At 39.0% G+C, this 12,918-nt stretch carries 14 protein-coding genes; 10 read left to right on the forward strand and 4 right to left on the reverse strand.

What is annotated here, in order from left to right:
• Positions 1-84: 84 nt before the first annotated feature.
• The 7 genes from nikA (at position 85) to ACEVFT_RS00375 (ending at position 7,049) form a co-directional block, all read left to right on the forward strand.
• Positions 85-1,692 (forward strand): nickel ABC transporter substrate-binding protein, encoded by a 1,608-nt coding sequence (nikA, locus tag ACEVFT_RS00345; protein ID WP_393947528.1) that lies wholly within the window; start codon positions 85-87, stop codon positions 1,690-1,692.
• A 5-nt stretch (positions 1,693-1,697) separates the two neighbouring features.
• A complete protein-coding gene (locus tag ACEVFT_RS00350; RefSeq protein WP_205444078.1) occupies positions 1,698-2,639 on the forward strand; it encodes an ABC transporter permease in 942 nt (313 codons plus the stop codon).
• Complete coding sequence (locus ACEVFT_RS00355) at positions 2,639-3,442, forward strand: ABC transporter permease (RefSeq protein WP_205444077.1); 804 nt, start codon at positions 2,639-2,641, stop codon at positions 3,440-3,442. The genes ACEVFT_RS00350 and ACEVFT_RS00355 overlap by 1 nt, the downstream gene beginning before the upstream one ends.
• A 17-nt stretch (positions 3,443-3,459) precedes the next feature.
• Entirely contained in the window at positions 3,460-4,332 is an 873-nt protein-coding gene (locus ACEVFT_RS00360) for an ABC transporter ATP-binding protein (RefSeq protein WP_393947530.1), read from the forward strand.
• A complete protein-coding gene (locus ACEVFT_RS00365) occupies positions 4,326-5,138 on the forward strand; it encodes an ABC transporter ATP-binding protein (RefSeq protein ID WP_393947532.1) in 813 nt (270 codons plus the stop codon). The genes ACEVFT_RS00360 and ACEVFT_RS00365 overlap by 7 nt, the downstream gene beginning before the upstream one ends.
• Positions 5,135-6,331 (forward strand): staphylopine family metallophore export MFS transporter CntE, encoded by a 1,197-nt coding sequence (cntE, locus tag ACEVFT_RS00370; protein WP_205444074.1) that lies wholly within the window; start codon positions 5,135-5,137, stop codon positions 6,329-6,331. The genes ACEVFT_RS00365 and cntE overlap by 4 nt, the downstream gene beginning before the upstream one ends.
• An 82-nt stretch (positions 6,332-6,413) precedes the next feature.
• Positions 6,414-7,049, forward strand: coding sequence for a 50S ribosomal protein L25/general stress protein Ctc (locus ACEVFT_RS00375; RefSeq protein WP_393947533.1), 636 nt, complete (start codon positions 6,414-6,416; stop codon positions 7,047-7,049).
• Between the two features lie 45 nt (positions 7,050-7,094).
• Here the strand turns inward: ACEVFT_RS00375 and ACEVFT_RS00380 are convergent, their stop codons facing one another.
• The 3 genes from ACEVFT_RS00380 to ACEVFT_RS00390 form a co-directional block, all read right to left on the reverse strand.
• Positions 7,095-7,703: a DUF2812 domain-containing protein gene (locus ACEVFT_RS00380; protein ID WP_205444072.1), complete on the reverse strand. Its 609-nt coding sequence runs from the start codon at positions 7,701-7,703 to the stop codon at positions 7,095-7,097.
• On the reverse strand, positions 7,690-7,977 hold the full coding sequence (locus tag ACEVFT_RS00385) for a PadR family transcriptional regulator (protein WP_036218718.1): 288 nt from the start codon (positions 7,975-7,977) through the stop codon (positions 7,690-7,692). Before ACEVFT_RS00385 ends, ACEVFT_RS00380 begins: the two co-directional genes overlap by 14 nt.
• Before the next feature lie 145 nt (positions 7,978-8,122).
• On the reverse strand, positions 8,123-8,749 hold the full coding sequence (locus tag ACEVFT_RS00390; protein WP_004230690.1) for a YczE/YyaS/YitT family protein: 627 nt from the start codon (positions 8,747-8,749) through the stop codon (positions 8,123-8,125).
• A gap of 163 nt (positions 8,750-8,912) precedes the next feature.
• Between ACEVFT_RS00390 and ACEVFT_RS00395 the strand changes: the two genes are divergently transcribed.
• The 3 genes from ACEVFT_RS00395 (at position 8,913) to ACEVFT_RS00405 (ending at position 11,962) form a co-directional block, all read left to right on the forward strand.
• On the forward strand, positions 8,913-9,335 hold the full coding sequence (locus ACEVFT_RS00395; protein WP_004230687.1) for a pyridoxamine 5'-phosphate oxidase family protein: 423 nt from the start codon (positions 8,913-8,915) through the stop codon (positions 9,333-9,335).
• Between the two features lie 94 nt (positions 9,336-9,429).
• Positions 9,430-11,175 (forward strand): adenine deaminase, encoded by a 1,746-nt coding sequence (gene ade, locus ACEVFT_RS00400; protein ID WP_393947535.1) that lies wholly within the window; start codon positions 9,430-9,432, stop codon positions 11,173-11,175.
• A gap of 250 nt (positions 11,176-11,425) precedes the next feature.
• Positions 11,426-11,962 carry a DUF6143 family protein gene (locus ACEVFT_RS00405; RefSeq protein ID WP_205444068.1) on the forward strand — a complete coding sequence of 179 codons (537 nt, stop codon included), beginning with the start codon at positions 11,426-11,428 and terminating at the stop codon, positions 11,960-11,962.
• 115 nt (positions 11,963-12,077) lie between these two features.
• Here the strand turns inward: ACEVFT_RS00405 and ACEVFT_RS00410 are convergent, their stop codons facing one another.
• Positions 12,078-12,881: a methyl-accepting chemotaxis protein gene (locus ACEVFT_RS00410; protein ID WP_205444066.1), complete on the reverse strand. Its 804-nt coding sequence runs from the start codon at positions 12,879-12,881 to the stop codon at positions 12,078-12,080.
• Positions 12,882-12,918 lie beyond the last annotated feature (37 nt).

Genomic DNA, 12,918 nt, shown 5'->3' on the forward strand with positions numbered 1-12,918 from the left:
CTTTACAAAAAGTCCTGAATCATTTAAAATTCGATTTTGAATGATAATAGTAATCATTACGATTTGTGTAAAGGAGAAAGTATATTGAGAAAAATAATGAATTTACTAGTCCTATTTATTGTGAGTGTCTGTGTGCTTGTGGCGTGCGGACAATCTGATGACAAGACGAAAAAAGAAAAGGCAAAAGGTGAACAAGAGCATGTTTTAACAATGTCTTGGCCAAAGGATATTGGAGAAGTGAATCCACATCTGTATGCTCCAAATGAAATGTTTGCCCAGGCAATGTTATACGATCCGCTTGTACGCTATGGAAATGACGGACAAATAGAGCCAGGATTAGCAACAGCATGGGAAATGTCCGAAGATGGTAAGCGCTACCTATTTACATTACGAGATAATGTGTTGTATTCAGACGGTTCTAAGCTTACAGCAGACAATGTTAAACGTAATATCGAAGCCGTAGTGGAGAATATTGCACCGCATAGTTGGCTAGAAGTGGTGGCAGTCATTGATCGGGTAGAAGTTTTAGATGAGCTGAAATTACAGATTCATTTAAAAGAGCCTTACTATCCATTTTTACAGGAGTTAACGTTGATTCGTCCATTACGTATGTTAGGGGATAGTGGCTTCCCAGCAAGCGGGTCAACCAAAGATGGCATTGAAAAAGCGGTTGGAACAGGTCCTTGGATTTTAACTGCTTACCAGCAAGACAATTTTGCTGAGTTTACACGCAATGAGCATTATTGGGGAGAGAAGCCTAAGTTAGAAAAAGTGATCGTCAAAATCATTCCTGATTCACAAGCACGGATGATGGCACTTGAAAAAGGGGATATTGATTTAATTTTCGGAAGTGGTCAATTAGCGCCTGAGGAACTCCGAGCTTTGGAAAAAAATCCACAATATCAAACGATGATTTCTGAACCTTCCTCTACTAGAATACTATCTTTCAACTCAGTCTATGGTGTAACCCAAGATAAAGATATCAGACTTGCGCTGCAGTATGCTTTTGATCGACAAACAATTATTGAACATGTGTTAAATGGCATTGAGCAAGAGGCCAAATCATTATTTGCTCCAGGGTTTCCATATAGTGATATTCAATTTGATTCTTACAGCTATGATTTAGAAAAGGCGCAGCAACTATTGGATAAAGCAGGTTGGCACTTTGAAAAAGGGGCACCGTTCCGATCCAAAAACGGTCAAGCATTGACCATAACGATTCCGTATAACAGTAATGACCAAGTACACAAGTCTATTTTCGAATATTTACAGAGCGCATGGCGGGAATTGGGTGTAGAGGTCAAACTGATTGGAGAAGAAGATCAACTCTTCCGAACGCGAAGTAAAACAGGTGAGTTTAATGTCATTATGAATGATACATGGGGAGCACCCTATGATCCACATATGTATTTACGGATGATGACAGGGGAAAAGCAAATTGGCTATTATGCGTTAAAAGGCATAGCACAAGCAGAACCATTAGCAGCGAATATTGCGAAAGTGATTCGCTCAACGGATGAATCAGAGAGACGTAGCTTGTATGAAGCCATTTTACAAATGATTCATGAAGAGGCGATTTTCATGCCATTATCTTATCGGACAAATTATTTGGTGGCCAATCAACGTCTAGCCAATTTATCGTTTTCTATGCAGCAATTTGAAGTGCCACTCAATCAATATGAGGTGAAATAGTTAAAATGGTGCCATTTTTTGTTAAACGGCTAGCGAGTATGTTTTTAGCGTTGCTTGGTATAACCATCATTGCCTTTGGGTTAATTCGTTTCATTCCTGTTGATCCTGTTGAAGCTTATTTTACAATCAATCAAATTCCAGCTACTGAAGAAGCCATGACAAGTATGCGTCAAGAAATGGGTCTTGATCAACCAGTGTGGACACAATATTTTAATTGGCTCAGCCATGCACTGCAATTGGATTTTGGAACATCCTTTGTATCGAAAAAGGCAGTGGCAACAGAACTGTTTCAACGTTTTGAGACGACAATACTATTAGCGGCAACAGCATTGATCATAATCATTGTGACTAGCTTTGTCATTGGCATTTGGTCTGCAAGAAAAAACGGTGGATGGCTGGATTGGTTTACACGTACCACGATCTTTACAATCGCCTCCATGCCCAGTTTTTGGCTGGCCTTTCTCTTCATTTACACGGTGGCTTTGAAATGGGGCGTCTTACCACTCATGGGGTGGGGGAGTTTTGCTCATGTCATTTTACCCTCAATAACGCTAGCTTTAGGATTTATCCCTTATTACATTCGGTTAATTCGTTCAAGCATGAGAGAAGAAATGAAGAAACCGCATGTTCTATTTGCCCGTGCAAGAGGTGTAAAAGAAACGGTTATTTTGCGTAAACATATTTTCAAAGGCATTTTACCACAACTTATCACATCCCTTGCGATGACCTGTGGTGGTTTACTGGGTGGTGCCGCGATTATTGAGAATGTTTTTGCCATTTCAGGCGTGGGCCATTTTATTGTAGAGGCCATGTTGGCAAGGGACTACGCTGTACTGCAAGCTTTTATCGTCATCATTGGGGGATTGTATATCACCATCAATTTTATAGCAGATATACTTTGTGCTGTTGTTGATCCACGTGTCAGGCTGAAAGGAGGAGCTCTTTAATGAAAAAGAATCTACCACTCATCATCAGTAGTTTACTCGTACTTGTGCTGGTGGTGATGGCTCTATTTGCTCCTTGGTTAGCGCCTCATGATCCTTATACAACGGATATAGCCAATAAATTACAAGGTTTTTCTATGCACTACCCTTTAGGGACTGATCATCTGGGGCGATGTGTGCTATCACGTTTATTATATGGTACACGCACCTCTCTGCTGCTAGCCTCTGGCGTACTGTTCATTACATTCATCATTAGCATCATCGTAGGGTGTTTGGCAGGATACATGGGTGGGCTGGTTGATTTAGTCTTGATGCGTATTTGTGATGTTCTTCTATCCATTCCTGATTTTATTTTTGCCCTGGTCATTGTGGGTGCGCTAGGTGGCGGCATTAAAAATATGTTTTTGGCAATCATTTTTGTGTCGTGGGTAGGTTTTGCGCGTATTATTCGCAATATGGTGCGTTCTCTTAAAGAAAGCACCTATGTACAGTATGCACGTGTGACTGGTGTACCGAAACGATCCATTATTATGAGGCATATATTGCCGTTTGTCTTTCCACAAATATTATTGTTGAAACTAATCGGGCTTGGCTCAACAATACTTTTAATTTCGGAGCTGTCGTTTTTAGGGTTAGGTGTAACGGCACCAATGGCAGAATGGGGCATGATGATTAATGATAGTAAAACCTATTTAATGAGTGAGCCACTGCTTATGTTTATACCAGGCATCATGATCTCATTAACCGTTCTTATTTTTAATTGGTTTGGGGATGCATTGCGTACGGCAATGGATGCCAAAATGTAAGGAGAAGAGGTGACGCCATGTTAGAGATAAAGGATTTATCCATTACGCTTCAAACAGCGCATGGACCGAAAACGGTTGTGCAGCATGTTGATTTCCATATTCCAACTGGTACAACGCTTGGCATTGTCGGAGAAAGCGGTAGCGGTAAAACGATGCTGTGCTATGCCATCTTACAACTGTTTCGGGAGTCCCGACACTATGAGGGGGACATTTTATTGGAAGGGCGTTCCTTAATAAAAATGGATGAACAGCAGTTGCGAGGTCTTCGCGGCAATGACGTGGCATGTATCTTGCAGAATCCTATGGCGATGTTTAATCCTATTTTAACAATAGGAGAGCATATGATTGAAACATTACAAGCACACCGTTCACTCAGTAAAAAACAAGCATTGCACATAGCAACTGAGCAACTTGCTTTTTTTCAATTGACCGATTCAACAATGTTAAAAAAATATCCTCACGAATTAAGTGGGGGCATGCTTCAACGTGTCATGATTGCCCTTGCCATGAGTCTTCGCCCGAAACTTTTACTTGCAGATGAGCCAACGACAGCCCTTGATACGATGACACAGCTCAAAATTTTAGAGGAATTGTCTCATTGTCAGCAACAATATCAGACAACGATGCTGATTGTGTCACATGATCTTGGCGTCATCGCTCGAATGGCAGAGCAAATTGTGGTTATGCGAAGAGGGATAATCATAGAATACGGCCCAGCCGAACGTCTATTACAAAACCCTGTTCATTCCTATACAAGAGCATTGGTCGCAGCCAAAAGGAAGGATGATCAGCTCGAAAAACTTGTGGATAGTTGGTCAGGTGATACAAACGGAATCTTATATGAACTAGACACGAATTATTGGGTAAGACAGGAGGTAAGCCGATGTTAGAAATCCAACAAGTATCTAAAACCTATCGAAAAAAGAGATGGTTTGGGGAACATGAAACGATAGAGGCTGTGAAAAATATATCTTTCACCTTGGAGCAAGGAGTTTGCTTAGCCATTGTTGGAGAGAGCGGTAGTGGCAAAACCACACTAGGAAAGCTGATAATAGGTTTGGAAAAGCCAGATAGCGGCACCATTGAATTCGATCATATAAATCTAGCAACGACATGTAAAGAAGAGAAGAAGCAATTACAAAAAAATATTCAAATCGTTTTTCAAGATTGTCACAGCGCTGTTAATCCGAAAATGAAGATTCGAGACATCATTGCAGAGCCAATGAAATGTCATTTACAGTTGACGAAACAACAGCGGCTAGAAAAAATAGAGGAACTTTTAGTACAGGTGGGACTATCGGAGCGAGATGCTCAAAAATACCCTCATCAATTAAGTGGTGGTCAGTTACAGCGGGTGACCATAGCACGAGCCATAGCTACTGACCCTAAGCTCATCATTTTAGATGAATCCATTAATAGCTTAGATATATTGGTACAAATCAGTATCCTAAAACTACTGAAACAAATGCAACAGGAAAGAGGGTTCAGTTACTTATTTATCACCCACGATTTACATGCAGTCAGTTTGTTTGCAGATGAAGTAGCTGTTGTAGAGCATGGTGAAGTGGTGGAATATCTTCACGATGTGTCTCAAATTCCATTTATGACCCATCCGATCAGCCAGCGCTTATTAGCCTCTAGATTACCTATAAGCCGTCAAGAAATTTCTTCGTTGCAAGGGGAGCAAGTATCATGAAACTTCAGCCTTTATCCCTTCGCATGATGCAATTATATGGGCTTGCGGTTATTTTTTTTACCGCCAATGCCGTGTTGACAGTTATTTTTCCATTAGAAGCAGCGGATGGAGGGTACTTGGAGGGCGAAATTGGTGCCATGATGGCCATGTATATGCTTGTTTGTATGCTATTAAGACCTTTTGCTGGCCAAATGGTCGCCAAGCATAGCCCTTATACCATTATGCAATGGCTGTTAATTGGCCATGCACTTGCACTGCTTATCTATGTAATATTTGGTATTGATAGTGTCTTTTTAGTACGAGCCCTACAGGGTATCATCACCGCTTTCTTTTCTATGGCGATGCAGTTAGGTATTACAGATGTTTTACACGATCATGATCGAGGGCAAGGCATGTCGATGTATTCCTTATCCAGTGTTGTACCTGGTTTATATGGACCTGCAGTAGCGCTACTCTTGTGGACGCAATTTGATAGACAGCATTTATTGATCTTTGTGGTTTTGTTGGCTCTTCTGCCACTACTGTTTTTTATTGGCTCCCCTTTACCAAAAGCAAAGGAAGACACAGAAGTTGTGACAACAAGAGAGCTGATGGCCGCCATGAAGGGGGCAAAACAACACAAGGGGCTAATCCTATCAGCAATCGTTATGGTTCTTGGTGCTGCTATTTTTGGCGCCATCACCACGTTTTTACCATTGTTTATGCTGACTGAGGGAGTGGGGAATCCAGCTATTTATTTAACGTTACAGGCATTGGTCGTGGTGGGTAGTCGCTTTGTATTGCGACGCTCTATTCCTTCAGATGGTCAATGGCATCCGAAATTTATTGCCTGTGTGCTTTTCAGCTCCATATTGGGCACAACGCTGCTTGCTGTTTTACCTGAAATAGGTTCTTTTGTCTATATTTCCGCTGTTTTCAATGGCCTTGCCTCAGCGATGCTATATCCGACAATTACTACATATATGTCGTTTGTTGTACCAAAAGAATCGAGAAATGTTTTGCTAGGTTTATTTTTAGCTACCTATGATTTAGGCTTTGGGTTGGGTGGATTTTTGATGGGCTTTATTGTGCAATTTACGTCCTATATGGTCATGTTTATGGTTTGTACGGTTTTAGCGATTATCGCACTCTGTGTTGTATTGCGTAACGGTAATCCCGAGAGGCAAATTATCACTACCATACTGACAAAATAATCGCGTGCTTGCTATGTATAAAATATAATAGAAAAGGCAAAACCTTTTATGAGACTAGTTTCCATGAAAGGGGAAATATTCGATGAATATGGTTTTAACTGCCAGTAAACGTCAAAAGGGACGACAATCTTCTTTAACACAGCTTCGACAAAATGGGCGCATTCCAGGTGTGGTTTACGGTTTTCAAATGGAGCCGACAGCCATTACGTTAGATGCTAGAGCTTTTGCGAAAATATTGGCTGCACATGGTACGAAAAGTGTCTTTCAACTCGATGTGGAAGGAAAGCGCATTAATGCTGTTTTAACAGAAGTGCAGCGCTGTGCATTGAAGGGTAATGTAAAGCATGTTGATTTCAAGTCCATTAATATGTCTGAGGAGCTAGAAGTCGATATTCCGTTAACCGTGATTGGTGATGCTGTAGGAGTGACAGAAGGAGGCTTCCTGCTTCAGCCTAATCGTGAGGTTCGCATTAAAGTGAAGCCAACTGAAATTCCAGAAACCATTGAAATAGATGCCACGAATGTTGCGATTGGCACTTCTCTTTATGTAGGGGATATTCGCCAACAGTTTCCGTTTGAAATTTTACATGAGGATGACTATACACTGGTGACCATCACACCACCAGCTGCTGAAAATGTACAGGAAGATGATACAGTCGACGATACACCTGAAGTGCTTGAAGCGACAGGGCAAAATACGGATGAAACAAGAGGATAGAGAAAGAGGGAGCCATCTTACATTTCGTAAGTGGCTCCTTACCGTTTATTGGTTAAACTGCTTTATCGATTTTCGGTAACGATAATATAAAGTGATGTAAATACTACAAGTTACTAAAAATAGCCATGGTGGGATAAAGCGCCCGATAGCAAAGGGTGTTTCAAATAAAAAGGCAAAAAGGAAAGAAAACCCTTCTTTCTCCCATAAACCAGGTGTAAAATACGCATTTTTTATACTGAAAAGGGAGTAGTAACTATCGTTGGCATAAAAAATCATTAAGAAGATAAATGAGAGTATTGCCCAATTGCTTGCATGTTTCATTAAACGTTTATATTTCGCAATGTGGGAATCATGATCTGAAAATAATTCATCATTACCATCTTTACTTTTTGTCCAATAATAGGTGCCATCATATGATTTTTCTTTTACTATACGCCAGCCAAAATCCTCATGTAATTGCTTATAGGTAGCTTTATTTTCTTTGCGAAGCTCCTGCTGACAATCAATCCGAATAACTTGTTCAAGATCTTCAGTAGGCTGAAATGTATAAATACCTGCTGAGTTTACGTTGGAGCATAGCCAACCCTTAGCTAACATTTCATTTAACCAGCGCTCTTCCTTTTCGATATCAAAAAAGACTTTAAATTTTATCATGTTTGCCAGCTCCCTCATATAAAGCTAAAATGTGCTGCAATCTTTGCTGCTCTGCCGCTAATATTTCTAGACCCTCTTCGGTCGTTTGATAAACCTTGCGTCTTGAATCCTGGGTTTCAACAGGTGTAATCCAATGATATTTCAATAAATTTTCAATGGCTCCATACATAGTACCAGCAGCAATCCTTACTGTACCAGCACTCATTTCCTCAATTTTTTGCATCATCGCATAACCATGCAGTGGTTCACGTAAGGCAAGTAAAATGTAATGCATGGTTTCAGATAAAGGTAATAATTTATGTTTTTTCACATCTTCACCTCAAATATACAGTCAGACTATATAGTTTGATTATATATAGTTGAACTGTATATTTCAACTGTAAAAAAAGACAATGCAAAAACTGCATTGTCATTAAAGTTTAGACAACAGCGCTTTTCACGCCTGTCCATCGCATAAATAATTTTTCGTTATAGGATAAGGCAAATTGTACGATTGGTCCAAGTCCAAATGCCATAAATACCGTACCGATACCAATAGGACCGCCAAGTAGGAAGCCAATAATTGCAACCGTTACTTCCATTGTTGTACGAGAGCGAGTCACACTCCAGCCAAGCTTATGGACCATCATCAGCATGAGTGTATCACGCGGTCCAATACCTAAGTTCGCCACCATATACATCCCACAGCCCCAGCCAAGTAAAACTAACCCTGTTAGATAAGAGATAAGTTGCATCCAAAAACCATCAATATCAGGTAACCAATAGTTGAAAATATCAATAAAAATGCCTGCCAAAAACATATCGATAAACGTTCCAGGTAAAGGAAATTTTTTTGTAATCAGCATATCAAATGCTAAAATAGCAAGTCCCAAAATAATGGACCATGAACCGATTGATAAGCCTACTGTTTTTGTTAAGCCAATATGTAGTACATCCCATGAGCCCACTCCAAAAAGTTGGCCTTTAATTGTTAAGGTGATACCAAAAGAAAGCACGATAATGCCTGTTATGAAAAACAAACAACGCGTAAAAAAAGCTTGTTTCATTATTAACCCTCATTCATTCGAAAATTCCTGTTGTCCATCCAGTTATTATAACAATAGATTTTCATTATGCCCGAAGATTGTCATTTCACATTTTTCAAAAAAATACGGTTTAGCTTTCTTGGGAGAGGGCAAAATAGATATATAGATGAAAGGATGGGATACTATGACTTCTGTACGTGATGAAATTTTAGAAGTATTAAATCGAGAAAAGATTGGAACATTGGCAACTGTTGAAAATGGCAAGCCTTACTCACGATACATGACATTCCAACATGAAGATTTTGTATTGTATACAGTGACGAATAAACATTCAGAAAAAATGGAAGAACTACGCAAAAACCCATATACCCATATTTTATATGGCTACGAAAATGGTGGCTTTGGTGATACGTATGTGGAAATAGAAGGGAAACTAACAGAAGTACATGAAGAAGGGATAAAAAATAAACTAGCTGAATTTTTTACGAGTATCTTTATTGGCAATCAGGATGAAATGGTGACATTAAAGATTGAGCCTATTCGTATGCGCTTAATGAATAAAAAAGGGCAGCCACCTAAAGAGCTAGAATTTTCAAACGACCATTGACAATGGTCGTTTTTTACTGATGTAGCGATAAATAGTTGCAATGGTTAGCATCTTTTTGGCATGATAGTTCTTAAAAGAAAAAGGAGTATAGGTTATGTCGATAAAATTACAGCAGTTAACACAAAATATCTTATCATCTCAAGGAAAATTAGAGGCAGATTTCATTCTGAGAAATGCACAAATTGCCGATGTTTTTTCGTTAACGTGGAAAAAAGCAGATATTGTCGTGAAGAATGGTATGATTGTGGCTCTAGATCGCACGAATAAGTTTCAGGCTAAGCAGGAAGAGGATGCTTCAGGAAGCTATGTCATTCCTGGATTAATTGATGGTCATATACATATTGAATCTTCTATGTTGACACCAGGGGAATTTAGTCGCGTTTTACTTCCTCATGGTATTACAACAGTGATGACAGATCCTCATGAAATTGCCAATGTCGCAGGAGCAGAAGGCATTCAATTTATGCTCGATGATGCACAGAAGGCGGATATGGATATTTTTGTGATGCTACCATCAAGTGTGCCAGGTACACAGTTTGAAAATGCTGGTGCTACACTAACGGCTAAGGATTTGGCGCCGTTTCTACAAAATGAACAGGTTCGTGGATTAGCTGAAGTGATGGATTTTCCAGCGGTGTTAAATGGGCAAGAGGACATGCTTCAGAAAATTTTATTATCACAGGAAACAAATTTAGTAATCGACGGGCATTGTGCGGGCTTACAGAGCGAACAAATTACAGGCTATCGGGCCGCAGGTATTCACACAGATCATGAATGTGTAACAGCTGAGGAAGCCATTGATCGTGTAGAGCAAGGGCTGTATGTGCTGATTCGAGAAGGCTCAGCTGCTAAAAATTTACGAGATTTATTACCAGCTGTTCAGCCACATAATGCTCGGCGCTTTGGTTTTTGTACGGATGATAAATATGTGGATGAGTTAATTGATGAAGGCAGTATCAATTTTGATGTTGCCATGGCAATTGCCGAAGGGATGCCACCATTACAGGCCATCCAGTTAGCAACTGTGAACACAGCAGAATGCTATCGTTTATTGGATCGAGGTGTACTCGCACCAGGCTATAAGGCAGATTTTGTGTTAGTAGAGAATTTGTCAACAATGCAGGCAAAGGCCGTATGGAAAAATGGGCGGAAAGTGGCTGAAGATGGTAGAATGCTGACTAATCGTCAAGTGCCAGTTGTGCCTGCTCATATCCATCAATCTGTCCATTTACCAACCATTACAAAGGATAGGCTACAACTAGCATTCACAAAGGGTACAAAGGCGAATGTAATGGAGATTGTGCCAAATCAGCTAATTACCAATCATGTAATAATTGATGTACCTATAAAGGATGGTGTTTTCGTCCCTTCTGTAGAACAAGATCTACTGAAATTAGCCGTCATCGAACGTCATCATCAGTTACACATGACAGGTTTAGGAATCGTCAAAGGCTTTGGCTTACAAAAAGGGGCAGTTGCCACAACAGTAGCTCATGATTCACATAATGCCCTTGTTGTAGGAACAAATGATGAGGATATGGTCCTGGCGCTTACACGCATTCAGGAAATTCAAGGAGGCTTTGTCATTGTAGCGGATGGCCATATTCTAGCGGAGATGCCATTAACCATTGGAGGCTTGATGACAGATGTACCAGCTCAGCAAGCAAAGGAGCAGCTAGCAGGCTTGCACAGTGCATTAAAGACGCTTAATCCAACATTAGATTTCCATTTTCTACTGACGTTTTCTTTTGTGGCATTACCAGTTATTCCTGCTTTAAAGCTAACAGATACAGGATTATTTGATGTGACAACCTTCCAGCATATCTCAGTAGAAGCATAGATAAAAAAACGACCTACTAGCTTTCAATAAGCTTTTAGGTCGTTTTCTTCTATTGCTTATTTAGTGCTAGCTCTCATTCACCATCATTTACGAACTATAAACATGCTTAAAAGTCATTGTAATATGGAATTAGTCGTAAAATTAAGGATTGTGTGTTGATTATTTCAACCTCTTATTTGTAAGCTATTTTCGTCTAAACATCCCTACTAAAAATACATACATTAATATATAAAAGGGGGTGAGATTGACAATGAAAAATAATGATCGATTTATGAAAGTAGTTAGTATTCCTACGCCTTTATATGAATCATTATTAGGTCAATATTTTGTTGGGCAAACCGAATTAATTACCTTACAAAAAGGAAGAAATGCGTGGGGAAGCTTGAGTAATCCTAAATATTCTAATGTGGATTTGTTTGTAAATGCGTTTACCATTACTAATTATTCTAAGCAACCTATTCTAGCTGAAATTTGGTTTAATGCAATACCTCCTGGGGATTCAATGATTTCTAAAAATGTAACGCCTACTAATACAGCCATTTATCCACCACCAAATCCAGACGTTAAAATTGAATTTGCTGAACTTGTTGAAGGGCACCCATATAAAGGAGTAAATGCGTTTAAACGAATTGTTCCACCACAAAGTACTTTAGTAAGCGATGAAGATGGAAAATTTATTTTTCCATCTGGTGAATCATTTGTAATTTTTTTAGTTACACAGGACAATGAATGTATAGAGGCTGAAATAGCATTTGGGTGGTTTGAAAAAATGAAAAAGTGCCATTAAATACTAAGGAGATTGTTAGTAGAATATAATTTATAGTGATATCAATTAGTTAGAAAAAAGAAGCTAAAGCTCTCAAATATCTATTGAGAACTTTAGCTGCTGTATTATTGACTAGTTAAAGCATTTTTTCGAATCTATCAATGGCTTTATTAAATTCATTGTGAGTTTCTGTTACAACTTTCTTCAAATCATGTGTAATATTATCGACCTTTTCCGTATCACTTTCTATAGTCATTACATTATATTCGATATTTCGAAGTGCATTATCCACATTCAGTGCTAATTTTCGTACCTCTTCTGCTACGACTTTAAATCCGCGACCTTTTTCACCAACACGTGCAGCCTCTATTGCGGCATTCAGTGCTAGGACATTTGTTTGTTTAGCGATAGTATGAATCACTTTTACAGTATCTCTAATTGCGTCAACTTCTTTGGCAAGTGATGCTACGGCTTTTATGTTTTCTTCTGAATTGGACACAACAATTTCTACTAACTCCTGAGGCATACTTTTTAGTTTAGCAATAATCTCTAAAGTATTGAATTCTCGATCTGTAATATCTGTTGAAATTTTTAATATGGAACTTACCTTATTATTGTCATTGAAAATGGGGAGGTAAGTTGCTTCAAGCCATATAGAATCGTTCATTTTACTTATTCTTTCAATTTTTCCTTCATATTTTTCTCCATTTAATAAACCTTGCCATAGGAGATGATAGTCTGGGTTTTGTATAAAATCCGGTTTACAAAACTTTTCATGACCCATCCCAATAACTTCATCCACCTGATATCCTAGAACCTCTGCAAATTTTTTATTAGCCCAAATCACTTTTCTATTCAAGTTAAACTCTACGAGGGCTAAATTTTTTTTCATTGAATCTACAATTGCATTTTCATTCATATGTTTTGTCTGAATATTCATATTTTCAAATCCTTATATTAGGTAGCTAAGCTAAATT

It is taken from the genome of Lysinibacillus sp. PWR01 (assembly GCF_043359455.1).
Taxonomy (GTDB): Bacteria; Bacillota; Bacilli; order Bacillales_A; family Planococcaceae; genus Lysinibacillus; species Lysinibacillus fusiformis_F.